The following is a 15935-nucleotide window of genomic DNA, read 5'->3' as shown; positions in this document are numbered from 1 at the left end:
AAAACGCAGAGGAGTATTTGGGTAGGATTAAATGCTTCTACATACGATTAGATAACTCTTGCTCCTGGCCATCACTTAAATTGATTCATCCAAAGAATGATTACTTAGAATTACTCTGTTTAAATTGACCTGGCTTACAACTAGAAAGTAGAGCCCGATAAAACCCGTCACTGTCTAACTCAATAGTCTTAGCATTAATACACTATTTTGCCCTTGCGTGAATCATTTTTGATATCAATATGGCTTGAACAAAGTCATTAGAGCAGTAACACATGAGGCCTAGCCTGGTTGCAAGTAACCAGGCTAGCTACTTATGAACTCGCACTCTACCTACACATCAATATTTTCTGCTTCCAAGGCATTCGACTCAATAAAATCTCTTCTTGGTTCTACATTATCACCCATTAATGTGGTAAAGATTGCATCCGTCGCTACTGCATCTTCAATAGTCACTTGCAGCATACGTCGTACTGCAGGATCCATTGTAGTTTCCCACAACTGATCTGGATTCATCTCACCAAGACCTTTATAGCGCTGAATGGTTTGGCCTTTTTTTGCTTCATCCATTAGCCAAGCCAATGCTTGCTCAAAGCTTTCTACCATTTGCTCTTTCTCACCGCGCTTAACAAAACAGCCTTCTTCCACAAGACTTGCTAATTTAGAGCCTAACGCAACCATTTCTTTGTAGTCTTTAGAATAGAAAAACTCAGCATTCATTAAAATATGATGATCCATACCATGCTGCGTCATGGTAATTCTTGGCACAAATAAATTGCTTTCCGGTAAAGCATGAGACTCAACATGATAGTGTTCTGTTTTATTATCAAGTTGTTGCAAACCAAGATGTAACTGTTTACACCAACTTGTTACTTTTTCTTCCTGATTAAAATCTTCATTATGTAAAATTGGCAAATAAGCGACACGTTTCAGGATATCGGAAGGATATCTACGTTTGTAGCGTTTAATAATTTTCTCTACGCGTCTGAATTGCTGTACTAACTCTTCCAAAGCTACAGCCATAATCGGGGGAGATTCTTTTGAAGGATAAAACGCTGCAGAATCCAATGCACTTTGTGTTAAGTAATCAAATAAGGCTTCATCATCTTTCACATATTGCTCTTGTTTTCCACGTTTCACTTTATATAGAGGTGGCTGAGCAATATAAATATAGCCTCGCTCTAAAAGCTCAGGTGTTTGTCGGTAGAAAAATGTAAGTAATAAAGTACGAATATGGGAGCCGTCAACGTCCGCATCGGTCATGATAATAATGCGATGGTAACGTACTTTATCCGGATCGTACTCATCCGGTCCTATACCACAACCTAGAGCAGTGATTAAGGTAGCAACCTCTTGAGAAGCTAGCATTTTATCAAACCGCGCTTTTTCAACGTTTAGAATCTTACCTTTAAGAGGCAAAATAGCCTGGAATTTTCGATCGCGCCCTTGTTTTGCCGAACCACCTGCGGAATCTCCCTCCACTAGGTATAATTCAGACAATGCCGGATCTTTTTCCTGACAATCTGCTAATTTTCCAGGCAAACCAGCAATATCTAGCGCCCCTTTACGCCGTGTCATTTCACGTGCACGACGTGCAGCTTCGCGCGCTCTTGCAGCATCAATTATTTTACCCACAATTGCTTTGGCAATCGCGGGATTCTCTAAAAGAAAATCATTAAATTTTTCCGACACACTGGATTCAACCGCTGATTTCACTTCTGAAGAAACTAACTTATCTTTGGTTTGTGAAGAAAACTTAGGATCGGGAACTTTTACTGATAACACTGCGGTTAGGCCTTCACGAGCATCATCACCAGTGGGTGAAACTTTAGCTTTTTTAGCATAGCCTTCAGCTTCAATGTAGTTATTTAATGTTCGCGTTAAAGCTGCTCTAAAGCCTGCCATATGCGTTCCCCCATCACGCTGAGGAATGTTATTCGTAAAACAATACAGAGTTTCCTGGTACGAATCATTCCACTGCATTGATAATTCAACAGTAATATTCTCTTTTTCAGCTGTCATAGAAAAAACAACTGGGGTAATTACTGTTTTGTTTTTATTTAAATGCTCGACGAAGGCTTGAATTCCGCCTTCATAATGGAAGGTATCTTGTCTTTGTGAGCGCTCATCAAATAAATGAATGCAGACGCCTGAATTAAGATAAGATAATTCGCGTAAGCGCTTGGCTAAAATATCGTAATGGAACTCAATATTAGAAAAAGTTTGCGCACTGGGCTTAAACCAAATTTGCGTTCCAGTATTATTGGCATCGCCAGTTATCGCGATCGGTGCATCAGGCACCCCATTACGATAATGTTGTTCATGGATTTTGCCATGACGACGCACCGTTAAATGCAATTCTTCAGATAAAGCATTTACAACCGAAACACCCACGCCGTGTAAACCACCAGAAACCTTATAGGAGTTATCGTCGAACTTACCGCCTGCATGGAGAATTGTTAAAATTACTTCAGCAGCAGAACGCCCTTCTTCCTTATGAATATCTACTGGAATTCCACGTCCATCGTCTTTTACTGTAACTGATTCATCTGAGTGAATTGTGACAAAAATCTCTTTACAATAACCTGCCAACGCCTCATCAATAGAGTTATCTACTACTTCAAAAACCATATGATGCAAACCAGTGCCATCATCCGTGTCACCAATATACATTCCAGGTCTTTTTCTTACTGCATCTAACCCTTTTAGGACTTTAATATTACTTGAATCATAACTGGCATCAACGCTCATTAGAAGGTCCTCTTAAACCCTATTACACCATTTAAAATTAGCCTTATGATAGCATATTTTGCTTGTATTTTGCATGTATTTGGCGTATTCAAGCGAGAAAGTATCGGCTGCATTGGTCAAGTTAAAATGTTCCACGTGGAACATTTTAACTTGAATTTATATGTATAGTTATTATGCAGAATAATCCATTTTAACTAACTAAAATCATAGGAAAGATAGTACGGTTGCACGCAATTAGGATGTTAATTAGATTAATGTTTCACGTGGAACATCATAATTTTGCATTGCTCCTTGATTAAGCTCATAACAAAAACCAGATTCATTAGGACATAATGAATGTAAAAACTCAGCGCTGGTATTTGTAGTAACTACGTACTGTCCCCTGCGCGAAGACAAGTATGTTAATAATTTTCTTTGGTGAATTTCATCCAGCTCAGCAGGTAGATCATCAAGTAAATATAAACAATCAAGTTCAACTAAGTTCGCTTGTGCAAGTTTTAAAGCGATTAAAATAATTTTCTGTTGCCCACGGGAAAGAAACTGCTTCGCTTTATTCGAATTACTTTCAATAAGAATATCTGCTTGATGGGCACCGTATTGAGTATATTGTTTATGCTTATCACTCTCGAAATGGTCTTGCAAAACTTGTTGCAATTCTATGCCGCAATTTTTTTTATCCCAGCCTTTAAAATAATTCAAGCTACACTCAAGATCGGTTAGCAGTTCTAAAACCCCATGAAACTCTTGCTCCCAGCGTATAAAATACTCTTGTCGAAGTAAATCCAATTGTGTAGCTAAATCACTTAATTGCTTATCCCAAGGTAGAAAATGTGTATAAGGCGCGTGTTTTTTTAATAACGCATTACGATGTTTTAACACCCTTTTATAATCCTTTAACAAACTCAGGTAATTAGGTTTCACGTGAAACAATCCCCAATCCAATACACTGCGACGGACTGCAGGGCCAGCGTCAATGATTTGGAAAATATCTGAATAAAAGATTTGGCACGGTAAAGCATAAGCCAATTGACTGGTGCTAGAACAAAACTGATTGTTCAATTTAATTTGCGTGGATTGAGCAGATGATTTTTGAATGCTAATGGTTTCTTGCTCTACTCCGCGTGCAAAAACGGTAAATGTTGATTGCCCTTGTTGAATGATGGGTGCAATTTCACGGGAACGGAAAGAGTGACCACAACTTAAAAGATAAAGTGCTTCAAGAATAGACGTTTTTCCACTGCCATTAGCCCCAGAAATAAAATTAAATCTGGGGTGCAATTTCAGTTTGATCGAAGAGAGATTACGTAAATAGTGAATTTTTAATTCAGAGAGGATCATATTTTCATGGGCATAATAATATATTGATAATGCTCATTTTCTACTGACTCAATTAAAATACTGCTGTCCATATGAGATAATGACAAGCGAACTTGCCCATCACCAAAGTGAGAGAGCACATCCAATAGATAGGTAGCATTTAAACCAATTTTTAGCTCATCGCCCTGCGTTTCAGCAACCAAAGATTCAACCGCTTCTTCTTGTTCATTATTATTAGCAATTAAGGTCAATAAACCCGGTTGCAAATGCAGCATCACTGCCTTAGACTTTTCATGCGCCAAAATAACTATTCTTGATAAAGCACGTTTTAATACGGCACAATCAATGGTAATTTGTTTGTCTTGATTACGAGGGATTGCTTTAGCATAAGGAGGAAAACGTGCCTCAATTAATTTCGATAAAAATACAAATTGCTTACTTACTAACTTGAAATGTGATTTACCTGCAGCTAGTAAAACCTGCTCATCATCAATACCATTTAAAAGGCGCAACAATTCTTGAATCCCCTTTTTAGGAATTAACAATTTTTTATCACTAGTATTTTCACATTGATGACGGCAAATGGCCATGCGATGACCATCGGTTGCAACCGCAGAAATAAGATTGGGTTCAAAATCTAAAAACAAGCCATTCAAAAACACCCGAACATCTTGCTGTGACATGGCAAAATGGGTGGATTGTAATAATTGCAACAATACTAAACGCGGGATACTAAGTTCAACCTCGTTACACTCATCTTCACTCAAGGGATAGCCATCAGCCGGCAAGGTCGTTAGTTTAAATGAGCTTCGACCTTGTTTAATTGTTAAAATGCCATTATCTACTCGTAAATTAGGGCTAGCCTCATCATCTAAAGAGCGAATAATATCAATAAATTTTTTTGCCGGTACTGTAATTGAACCCTCAGCGTGCTCAGACTCACAAGGAACTTGGGCAGAAATTTCTATTTCTAAATCAGTGGCAGTAATAGCTAATTGCCCGTCCACCAATTTAAATAAAAAATTAGACAGTATAGCTAAAGATTGCTTTTTATCGACCGCGCCTGCAACGGTAAGCAAAGGGGTAAGCAAATCTTCCTTTTTTATCGCAAATTCAAACACCACAAGCTCCTATGTTAAGAAGATAAGATGCGCATTAAGTTTTTATAATCCTCAGCAAAATCACTATCATCCTGAATTAGCTCTTTAACCTTCCTACAGGCATGAATTACTGTAGTATGATCGCGACCGCCAAAATGATCACCAATTTCCGGTAAACTATGATTCGTTAATTCTTTAGCTAAAGCCATCGCCATTTGCCTTGGTCTAGCAATAGAACGGCTACGACGCTTTGATAAAATATCAGCCACCTTGACCTTATAATACTCAGCGACGGTTTTTTGAATATTTTCAATGGTTACTAACTTATCTTGTAGTGCTAGCAGATCACGCAATGCCTCATGAACAAACTCAATCGTAATCGGCTTACCAGTAAAATGTGCATTAGCAATAACACGACGCAGAGCCCCTTCAAGTTCACGCACATTGGAACGGATACGTTTCGCAATGAAGAAAGCAACTTCATAAGGTAATTCAATATTTGATTGTTCTGCTTTGCTAATTAAAATCGCAACCCGTGTTTCTAATTCAGGAGGTTCTACCGCAACCGTTAACCCCCAACCAAAACGAGATTTTAATCGCTCTTCCATCCCTTCAATTTCCTTGGGATAACGATCACTGGTTAAAATAATTTGCTGTTGGCCTTCTAATAAGGCATTAAAAGTATGGAAAAATTCTTCTTGAGAACGGTCTTTACCAGCAAAGAATTGAATATCGTCAATAAGCAAGGCATTTAATGAGCGGTAAAAGCGTTTAAACTCATTAATTGAATTAGTCTGCAGCGCTTTTACCATATCGGCCACAAAACGTTCAGAATGCAGATACAATATTTTAGCATCTGGATTATTTCTAAGAATTTCATTACCAATAGCATGCATTAAGTGAGTTTTACCTAACCCTACGCCCCCATAAATAAATAAGGGGTTGTAAGCATCTCCCGGACGTTCGGCTACCTGCATGGATGCGGCACGCGCTAATTGGTTCGAATTACCTTCTACAAAACTTTCAAATAAAAATTTCTTATTTAAATGGCTGCTTTTGTAATCTACGGCCTTTTTAGGAGCACTTTTAGCAACTAAAGTTTCAATGGAGCTCGATACTGCTTTATTATCTCCGGTACTAACCGTTGTTGAACCCGAATCAGTGCTCACTGAAGCTTTGCTGCCAATTTCAATAGAGATGGATTTAATCTCATCACCACAAAATTGTTTAATCAACTCTTCTATACGAGAAAAAAAATGTTTTTTAACCCAATCAACAACAAAGCGGTTAGGCGCTAATAATACTAAACGTTGTTCCTCAGTATGTGCCTGTAAGGGACGTAACCAAGTATTAAATTGCTGGGCAGAATATTCATCCTGCAGCAAACCTAAACATTTTTGCCAAACTGCTGCTGACACAAAACAACTCCTCATCTAATGAAGAAGATAAAAATAGATAAAACCTGAAAATCAAATTTAAATAAGCTCCATGGTCTCTAAACAAATAAAGAATGCCCTACAGCATGCCACAGCCTATCTGCAGCCTTTAATACTGCTCCATAAAGATTTTAAGGCATTTACCAACAGAACCTAATTATCCATGAATATAAATACTGCCACTGAAATGTTTCCAGGCAACAAGATAATCTAAGCATGAAATTTAAAGCGAAACAACCACAACTTACTCTAAACTGCGAGGCGGCAATTATACTCAGCCTTTAGAATAAAGGCAAAGTTATCCACAAAGAAAAAGCGTTTATTGACCAAATAACCTACAATTTAATAATTATATTACCTACTCTGTGAATAAAAAACGCATGAAATATAAATTTAGGAAAAAAAAAAGCTAAGTTATCCACGTCCAAAAAACAGTACATAATTTGCTCAAACATAATAAATAAGCTATAACTGATTTCATCATAGACCAAAATTGTTTGCGGATATTTGTATTACTCGTGGTAGTGACACAATTAATTGTATTACCACTTAGCCTAATGAGGCATTTTATAGGATATTTAAAGAGATTGATCATGAATCTAAATAATAAAACGGTATGGATTACCGGGGCTTCCTCAGGAATTGGAGAAGCATTAGCTTATGAACTAGCAAGTTCGGGAGCCAGACTTATTCTCTCTGCACGAAGTCAAGCCGAATTAGAACGGGTCAAAAACCTCTGCACGAGCCCAGAAAAACACATTGTAGTACCACTCAATCTCGAGCATCATCAAGCATTAGCAAACCAAGCGCTTTCTGTTTGGGAAGAATATGGCCCTATTGATATTCTAATTAATAATGCAGGTCTATCTCAACGTTATCTCGTAGCCGATTCTGCCTTTGAATTGGATAAAAAAATAATGGACGTCAATTTTTTTGGTGCCGTTGCCTTAACTCGCCCCATATTAAAAAAAATGCTGCAGCGAGGGAGCGGCCATATAGCTGTTGTGTCCAGCATGCTCGGGCTTTATGGAATCCAAACACGAGCAGCCTATAGCGCAAGCAAACACGCACTTAGAGGTTATTTTGAAAGCCTTCGTAATGAATTAGCCAACAGTAAGCTCAAGATCACCCTAATCTACCCAGGTTTTGTAAATACACAAATAGCACAAAACTCGTTATTAGCCAGTGGAGTATCCTTTGGAAAAATGGATAAAAGCCACGAACGCGGAATAAAGCCCGCTATTTGTGCGAAAAAAATCGTACATGCCATTCGCCATGAAAAGCCTGTAGTAGTCATAGCAGGCCTTAAAGAACGTTTTGGCGCGATTCTAGCTCGCTTTTGTCCATTTTTATTTCGTTATATATCACCAAAGTTTGAGGTGTAAGCCATAAACAAATTAAATGGATGATTATTAAGATGAGAATGGACTCGGTTACCCGCCTTATAAATTCTTGCCTGCTTCTTGTATCGCTAAGTTCGTCTGTATACGCAGAAAATAAGTCCTTGGAGAAATTAATAGCAAAAACCATTGGGCCACAGATAACGAAACAGCAGATTCCGGGCATCGCAATAGCCATTTATTATAATGGACAAGACTATTATTTTAATTATGGCTATGCGGATAGGGAAAAAAAACTCCCTGTTAACCAAAATACTATTTTCGAACTCGCATCAATTACTAAAATTTTTGTTACTACCTTGCTTGCTTTTGAGGTCAATGCAGCCAACCTTAAATTAAGCGATCCAATCGTTAAATATATTCCTGCGCTAGCAAATACTCACAATTTACCTATTGATAATGTCCAGGTAATCAATTTAGCAACACATACAGCCAGTTTTCCCCGCCAAATGGAACAATTTGGGGTTAATAAGGGCAATATAAAAGCCTTTTTTAATCGGTTAAAAACTTGGAAACCTCAAACACCTATAGGTAGTCAATATAAATATTCTAATGTGAGTTTCGGATTGTTAGGTAATGTTTTAGTTCATGCAACCGGCGAATCATTAGCATGTCAATTACGGGAACGGATAACAAAACCATTAGGAATGAACAATACTTATTTTAAATTGCCTCAAGAGAAAATGGCGCTCGAGGCCCAAGGCTATCATCCAAACGGGACACCTGCCCCTCATTATGCTGCAGCCAACTTTCTCGGTGGAGGCGCATTACGCTCATCCGCAGCCGATTTATTAACATTTATGAAAGCTAATCTAGGAATTAAGGTAGAACAGGCTACTCCACAACTTTTATCTGCAATGCAATTGGCCCAACAACCCCATTTTGTAGTAACGCCAAAGTTTGCGCTTGGATTAGGTTGGCAACGAGTCCAAATAAAGCAAGGACTACTAATTACAAAAAATGGCGGTAATCAAGGTTTTAGTACTTTTATTGGTTTTTCTCCCTCACACAAACTTGGCGTGGTGGTGTTAACAAATAAAGCGAAAGCAAATGCAGCCCAAATTGGCTATCTAATTTTACGGAAACTAATCAGTAAGGAATGATTTGAGTGCTATTAATAAGCTATGGATAAATCAGTACACATGTTAGGGATAAGCAACATGGAAACCTGGGGGCATCAACTACAGCATGAATTGTTTACACTTAGATCACAGGCTTAAAGTAGATTTACAAACAGCTTTAAAACTTACATAACCTATTGTATCTAAACGATATATAAAAGTTATCAACAGAATTCCTTTTTGTATATAATAAACATAAGTATTTTAAATAAAAGAAATATTATTATATTTAGCATATGAAAAAATGCTCAATTCTAATTAATATTCTAGGAATCCAGCTTAATGCAATTCTGCATAATCAATATTTACTTTCCCTAAAAAATCATAACTAGCAAATAAAACTAAATTTAAGCTTAATCCACTAACTATTTTTCTTGATTTAATTATTCATCAAGAATAAATCGCCCCCTTTACAATTGTATGGAACAAAATAATCTTAATTATGTTGGTTTTTAACACAGATAAAGATCTATTCTTCGCCAAAATCCAATCTATTTGCTATTTTATAATGCAAAATGAATCAATTAAGCTATGAATAACTAAGATCAAATAACGCGAATAAGATGCGCATAAGATCGTGGATAAATAAAATTTCAAAAGAAACAACAAATAGATCACAAGCTTCGATAGGATTTATAAACAAGATTAAACACGCTATAACTCATTGAATTAACTAAATATATAAATGTTATCAACAGATAAATCTGTTCTATATAACAAACATAAGTATTTTAAAAAGAAAAATTATTTAATTAATAACAGCGGTGGATAAAATATAAAATTCTAGGGTTTTATGCTCAATAAGCAAAAAATAATCAATCATCTAAATTGACAGTAGAAAAAAAGTTCTCTATCATTGCCAGCCTCATAATTTTATTAACAGGTTCATCATGAAACGCACCTTTCAACCAAGTAACTTAAAGCGTAAACGCGATCATGGTTTTCGTGAGCGTATGGCAACTCATGCAGGCAGATTAGTAATTAAACGTCGTCGTGCTAAAGGCCGTAAGCGTTTGTCAGCCTAAGTGTTTGCTTTCAAAAAAACACAACGATTATTAATCAAGAATGATTATGATCGTGTGTTTGAACAAGCAAAAAAAATTGTCACATCCGAATTTATTATTCTCTTTAGAGAAAATAATTTAGGTTATGCCCGGCTTGGGCTGGCGTTATCGAAGAAAATGATAGCAAAGGCTCATGACCGAAATCGTATTAAACGGTTAATAAGAGAAAGCTTTCGGCAAAGGGATTTACCTGCCGTTGATATGATTTTTTTAGCCAGACAAGGTGTCGCAAAGCAAGCAAACTCAAACATCAACACCAGATTGGGCAAATCATGGGAAAAATTAACCTCATGCTTCGGCAGATAATTTGTTTACCAATTAAATTGTATCAGTATTTGATTAGTCCCTTGCTAAAACCCTCTTGTCGCTATTATCCTAGTTGTTCGCAATATGCGGAACGTGCTATCAAGCAATGTGGCATAACCAAAGGTTTGTGGATGGCTTTAAAAAGAGTATTACGTTGCCACCCTTGGGCACAAGGTGGTTATGATCCCGTACTCCCTAACGATGAGAAGCTTTGATGGATATACGACGTATTATTTCATATATGGCGCTTGGGCTAGTTAGTTTATCGCTCTGGAATGCCTGGCAAACAGATTACCCCCCGCAAACAGTAGAAAGCACCGCTGTTACGCAAAAAAATACCGCTGAGCCTTTATTACCGCAAGTTAGTTCTACAGGCAATACGGTAGAATCTACGTCATTAGCTCCTTCACCTGAGCAACCAAACACTCAACCAGCAACTCTGGTTGATGTTAAAACCGATGTATTAAATGTGGCGATTGACTTACAGCACGGTGATGTCGTTTCTGGTCAATTACTGGATTATCCTTTAAATGTAGATGAAAAAAACAAGCCATTTTCATTGTTGCAAAATGAAGGGAATGAGCGTTATGTTGCTAACAGCGGTCTTTTAGTTCCTTCCGCTCAAGGTGTTAAAGCACTTAACTTGGGCTTTACCACGGAACAAACTCACTATGAGTTAGCTCCTGACCAAAAGCAGTTAGTAGTTACTTTAAATGGAAAAAACGAAGATGGCCTAACGGTGAATAAAGAATTAATATTTACCAAAGGCAGCTATCTTATTGATGTAAATTATAAAATTGTCAATCAGGGTACCAGTGAGTGGAAAGGGTACATGAACACTCAACTAGTACGTAGTTCCCCTAAAGAAGACAAACCTAGTATGTTTCAGGTAGGTTCTTATACGGGAGCTTCCTATTCTGAGCCTGGTAAACATCGTTTTCAAAAAGTTAGTTTTGGCGATATGAGCAAAGCTAATCTGGATGTAGACAGTAAAGGTGGTTGGGTTGCCATGCAACAACATTACTTTTTAACTGCCTGGATTCCACAAGCAGATAGTGAAAACAAGTTTTATACTCGTGCGGTGAATAATGACTATACGATTGGCGCAGTGAGCCAACCGATTGTTTTAAAACCTCAAGAGCAAAAAACAATATCTGCGCAATTATATGTTGGCCCAGAAATCACCAGTGTACTTAAAAACATTGCTCCATCGCTCGATATGACTGTGGATTACGGCATCCTGTGGTTTGTTTCTAGTCTGTTATTTTCGTTAATGAAGGCTATCTACAATGTTGTGGGTAACTGGGGTTGGTCTATTGTTTTAGTTACGGTACTGATTAAATTAGCGTTTTATCGACTCTCTGCGACCAGCTATAAATCCATGGCGGGTATGCGAAAGCTACAACCTAAACTGCAAGCACTACGTGAGCGTTATGGTGATGATAAGGCCAAAATCAGTCAAGCGACTATGGAACTTTACAAGCAAGAAAAAGTAAATCCATTAGGTGGTTGCCTACCAATTCTTATTCAAATTCCAGTCTTTATTGCCTTGTATTGGGTTTTATTAGAAAGTGTTGAGTTAAGACAAGCTCCATTTATATTTTGGATAAAAGACTTGGCTGCAGCTGATCCCTTCCATGTGTTGCCATTGATCATGGGTGCGACCATGCTGATTCAGCAGAAATTGAATCCAGCGCCACCCGATCCAATGCAAGCTAAAGTAATGATGTTTTTACCTATACTTTTTACTGGCTTATTCTGGAACTTCCCATCAGGTTTGGTATTGTACTGGATTGTCAACAACACCTTGTCAATTCTGCAACAATGGTACATTACGCGGAAATATTCCGATGACGTACCCGCTAAAAAGAAAGTCGTGGCTACTGTAAAATAAATGAATCCTGATACCATAGTAGCCATAGCTACCCCACCTGGTCGAGGTGGGGTAGGCATCATCCGCTTATCAGGCCCTAAAGCCTATTCCATTGCCATGACCATCAATGGCAGCAAAGAATTACTCCCACGATTAGCTACCTTCAGTTCGTTTTATGCTGATAACAGCTTGGTTGATCAAGGCTTGATGCTTTATTTTAAAGCCCCGCATTCATTTACGGGTGAAGATGTGGTGGAGATTCAGGCGCATGGTTCACCAGTGGTCCTAGACATGCTGACTAAAGCAAGCATTAACGCCGGTGCCCGACTTGCTCGCCCTGGGGAGTTTTCTGAGCGCGCTTTTCTCAATGACAAAATTGATTTAACGCAAGCAGAAGCAATCGCTGATTTAATCCAAGCCAGCTCACAAACCGCTGCGCGTATGGCCCTGAAATCTTTACAAGGCGAATTTTCCACCAAAATACATCAACTAAATGAGCAGCTTATTTATCTACGTTTATATGTTGAGGCTGCAATTGATTTCCCCGAAGAGGAAATTGATTTTCTCAATGACGGAAAGGTTTCCGGTTTGCTGCAAAGCATTTTAGATGAGCTTAATAGCATCCGAGTTCAGGCCAGCCAAGGAGTCATGCTACGTGAAGGTTTATCTATGGTTATTGCTGGCAGACCAAATGCAGGTAAATCAACCTTAATTAATTGCTTAGCGGGGCGGGATATAGCCATTGTGACTGAGATTGCGGGTACAACCCGTGATGTCATGCGTGAGCATATTTTATTGGATGATATCCCCATTCATATCATTGATACCGCAGGTCTGCGTGAATCCGATGATGTGGTCGAAAAAGAAGGAATCAAACGTGCCTGGCAGGAGTTAAAACAAGCTGACTGTGTACTTTTGGTCGTTGATATCAATGATCCTGAGCATCATCATATTTTGACCAAAGAAATTAAAGCGACTTTACCTAAGGAAGTGTCCATTATTACCGTTTTTAATAAAATTGATACCGTAAATCATCCACCACAAGTACAAGAACACAACGTTTATCTTTCTGCAAAATCGGCTTCAGGTATTGATGGTTTAAAGCAAGTGATTAAAGATGTGGTTGGGTATCAACCGACAGAAGGTAAGTTTTTAGCTCGAAGACGGCATTTACAGGCTTTGGATGAAGCTAAAAATTTATTAGTCACTGGCCAACAGCAATTATCAGAACATCGAGCTGGTGAGTTATTAGCTGAGGATTTACGATTGGCGCATCAAGTCTTGTGTGAGATTACAGGCGAATTTTCTTCGGATGATTTGTTAGGGCGTATTTTTTCTAGTTTCTGTATTGGAAAGTAGTTTTTGAATCTGATTGGCTATGTTGACTTGCTTTCTTCATAATTGCTACCGGATTTTGCTTCTGCTTGCAACCGCGGCGAATTCACCCTTGTTGCCGAGGGTATCTATAAGGTCGGAGTATCGCATTAAAACCTACAGCATCAATATAAAATTTAACCTATTCAATTAGTTAGTAAATCCCTATGACAAAAATCCTTCTACTTACCTCTTATTTGGCAAATAAACAACCAATTATTTATTATTACATTATGTGTAAAAAAAACACAAAAAACGCTTGTCAAAATAAAACCCTAATGATAACGTAGTAAATCTTTCTGTCTTTTTTTTGTGAGGTTGTGATTATGGGGTACACAAATGCAGCTTTTATTAGGGATAAAAACAATTTTTTTAGCTTGCTTCGTGACTCTAAAGTCATACGCACAGAGATAGAGGAAGAAGAAAATAGGGTAGAAGAGCTGGAAATGGTGGATGATACAGCAAGAAATCACCATTACTGGGAGTTATTAGAAAACCAAATCGATTTAGAGGCGGAGTTTACCCAACTATTTGCTGTATTACTAAAACAGAAAGGCCAAGATAATAAAGAGTTTTGGATGTATTGTTATTATTGTGCCTCCTTATTGGAATCCTTTTATAAAGCCTATTCAAATAAAGCTAAGGAAAATGAGTATAGTAATTTAAGGGTCCAAATAAGGAAACGCATATTAAATGAAGAAAGAGAGGATACTAAGTCTAAGACCGCTTTCGCTGAATCACTAGTGAATAATTTTACTGGCAGCTTACGTAATTTAACAAATGCACCCTATCATACGTCACTGCTGCGCGATTATGTTGGTTATGCTAATGTTTGTCGTTTGTATTGGACCTTTACTCGGCTAACTTTAGTAAATGGCTTAAGATTTGCCAAAGAATTACAATTCATTGAACAATTAGATGCTATTCTGGGAACGCATACTGATATAGATAAAATAATTTCTATATTCCAAGCTCCAAATGGCATTCTTAATTATTTAAGTGTGGGTTTCTTTTTAACCCGTTTTATGATTGATGCTGGAACTTTAGTGCGCCATGTCTTTTTTCCTACGGATGATGAATATAAAGAATCAACCATGGGGCAACGTTTAAAATATGAGCTATATAAGCTTCATTGGGCGTTTGGTAACGACTTAACGTGGGCAGGAGTGAACTTTTTAACTAATTTTAATCATATTACTAATATCCCAGGTCCTGTTGCTGGGGCAATTACTGCGGTATTTTTAGGTTTTGATGTATGTATGACGTTATATCAATCTTATTTATTTAAACAGGAATATCTAGTTAAAAAGGCACAATATTCGCTGGAACTAGAATACTACCAAAATTATAATTCACTTGCTTATAAAAGAGATTTAACCAGCAATGAACGCCTGCAGCGTGCCAATACATTAAAGAAAGAACTCCAAGAATTAGAAGTAGGCTCGAGTTATATAGCTGATTTAACCAGCAATGAACGCCTGCAGCGTGCCAATACATTAAAGAAAGAACTCCAAGAATTAGAAATGGGCTGGAGTTATATAGCTGATTTAACCAGCGATGAACGCCTGCAGCATGCTAATATATTAACGAAACAACTCCAAGAATTAGAAGTGGACTGGAAGACTAAAGAAGGAAAACTATATTTTGCCGCTTCTGCCGCATCTTTGCTGATGTTAGGGTTTTCTTCTACTTTAATTTTTAGTCCTCCGGGTATCATTATTGCCAGTTATTTTGCATGTACGGTCGCTATTGCGATGTATTTATCTACAGGTAATTACGGGAAATATCAGGAAAAAAGTTTACGTTTACCTTATGCAGAGCTTTACAATACAGGTTTAGAACTTGCTCAAAAAGAATTTGACGCAGCGCGTAGTGATTTTATCTTTACCATGGCGAAAAACGTAATAATACCCTCAGTTTTAATCGCTACTTTCGCCCTTTATTGGCCTGCTGCCGTGGCATTCACCGTAGCTTATTTAGGATATGAACTGTTGCATGCCCAAGACCAACATGCACGTAATGAAGAAATACAAGAACTATCCTTTAGCATGTAAATAAGGATTTAAGCGAACCTGTAGTCTAGTTGAAGGCGCAGCCGCAATCCGGGGAGCTAAGCGTAAGCAAAGCCTTGTTCCCTGCATTGAGCTGCGCCACCATCCAGTCTATGTCTATGTCTATGTCTATGTCTATGTCTAT

The 15935-nt window shown here is 37.8% G+C and carries 12 protein-coding genes; 8 read left to right on the top strand and 4 right to left on the bottom strand.

Features of this window, described 5'->3' with window-relative positions; translation table 11 throughout:
- Positions 1-330 precede the first annotated feature (330 nt).
- The 4 genes from gyrB to dnaA form a co-directional block, all read right to left on the bottom strand.
- Positions 331-2748: a DNA topoisomerase (ATP-hydrolyzing) subunit B gene (gene gyrB / locus E1P08_RS05585; protein WP_133136049.1), complete on the bottom strand. Its 2418-nt coding sequence runs from the start codon at positions 2746-2748 to the stop codon at positions 331-333.
- A gap of 246 nt (positions 2749-2994) precedes the next feature.
- Positions 2995-4086 carry a DNA replication/repair protein RecF gene (gene recF, locus E1P08_RS05580; protein ID WP_133136048.1) on the bottom strand — a complete coding sequence of 364 codons (1092 nt, stop codon included), beginning with the start codon at positions 4084-4086 and terminating at the stop codon, positions 2995-2997.
- Positions 4083-5186 (bottom strand): DNA polymerase III subunit beta, encoded by a 1104-nt coding sequence (gene dnaN, locus E1P08_RS05575; RefSeq protein WP_133136047.1) that lies wholly within the window; start codon positions 5184-5186, stop codon positions 4083-4085. Before dnaN ends, recF begins: the two co-directional genes overlap by 4 nt.
- A 14-nt stretch (positions 5187-5200) precedes the next feature.
- Positions 5201-6583, bottom strand: a complete 1383-nt coding sequence (gene dnaA / locus E1P08_RS05570; RefSeq protein ID WP_133136046.1) for a chromosomal replication initiator protein DnaA — start codon at positions 6581-6583, stop codon at positions 5201-5203.
- Between the two features lie 611 nt (positions 6584-7194).
- On the opposite strand from dnaA, the gene E1P08_RS05565 reads away from it, so the two are divergent.
- From E1P08_RS05565 to E1P08_RS05530, 8 genes are all read left to right on the top strand, one after another.
- The gene (locus E1P08_RS05565) at positions 7195-7986 is read left to right on the top strand and encodes an SDR family oxidoreductase (RefSeq protein ID WP_133136045.1); all 792 of its coding nucleotides are present in this window, start codon (positions 7195-7197) and stop codon (positions 7984-7986) included.
- Positions 7987-8024: 38 nt separating this feature from the next.
- Positions 8025-9104, top strand: coding sequence for a serine hydrolase (locus E1P08_RS05560; protein ID WP_242602385.1), 1080 nt, complete (start codon positions 8025-8027; stop codon positions 9102-9104).
- A gap of 908 nt (positions 9105-10012) precedes the next feature.
- Positions 10013-10147 (top strand): 50S ribosomal protein L34, encoded by a 135-nt coding sequence (rpmH, locus tag E1P08_RS05555; protein ID WP_133136043.1) that lies wholly within the window; start codon positions 10013-10015, stop codon positions 10145-10147.
- Complete coding sequence (gene rnpA / locus E1P08_RS05550; protein ID WP_133136042.1) at positions 10148-10492, top strand: ribonuclease P protein component; 345 nt, start codon at positions 10148-10150, stop codon at positions 10490-10492.
- Positions 10459-10707 carry a membrane protein insertion efficiency factor YidD gene (gene yidD / locus E1P08_RS05545; RefSeq protein WP_133136041.1) on the top strand — a complete coding sequence of 83 codons (249 nt, stop codon included), beginning with the start codon at positions 10459-10461 and terminating at the stop codon, positions 10705-10707. Before rnpA ends, yidD begins: the two co-directional genes overlap by 34 nt.
- On the top strand, positions 10707-12386 hold the full coding sequence (gene yidC, locus E1P08_RS05540) for a membrane protein insertase YidC (protein ID WP_133136040.1): 1680 nt from the start codon (positions 10707-10709) through the stop codon (positions 12384-12386). The genes yidD and yidC overlap by 1 nt, the downstream gene beginning before the upstream one ends.
- Positions 12387-13724, top strand: a complete 1338-nt coding sequence (mnmE, locus tag E1P08_RS05535; RefSeq protein WP_133136039.1) for a tRNA uridine-5-carboxymethylaminomethyl(34) synthesis GTPase MnmE — start codon at positions 12387-12389, stop codon at positions 13722-13724.
- A gap of 341 nt (positions 13725-14065) precedes the next feature.
- Entirely contained in the window at positions 14066-15793 is a 1728-nt protein-coding gene (locus E1P08_RS05530) for a hypothetical protein (RefSeq protein WP_133136038.1), read from the top strand.
- Positions 15794-15935 lie beyond the last annotated feature (142 nt).

It is taken from the genome of Legionella rowbothamii, assembly GCF_900639985.1.
Taxonomy (GTDB): domain Bacteria; phylum Pseudomonadota; class Gammaproteobacteria; order Legionellales; family Legionellaceae; genus Legionella; species Legionella rowbothamii.
Note: the sequence above shows the minus strand (reverse complement) of the source record. Positions and strands in the feature narration are given on the sequence as shown.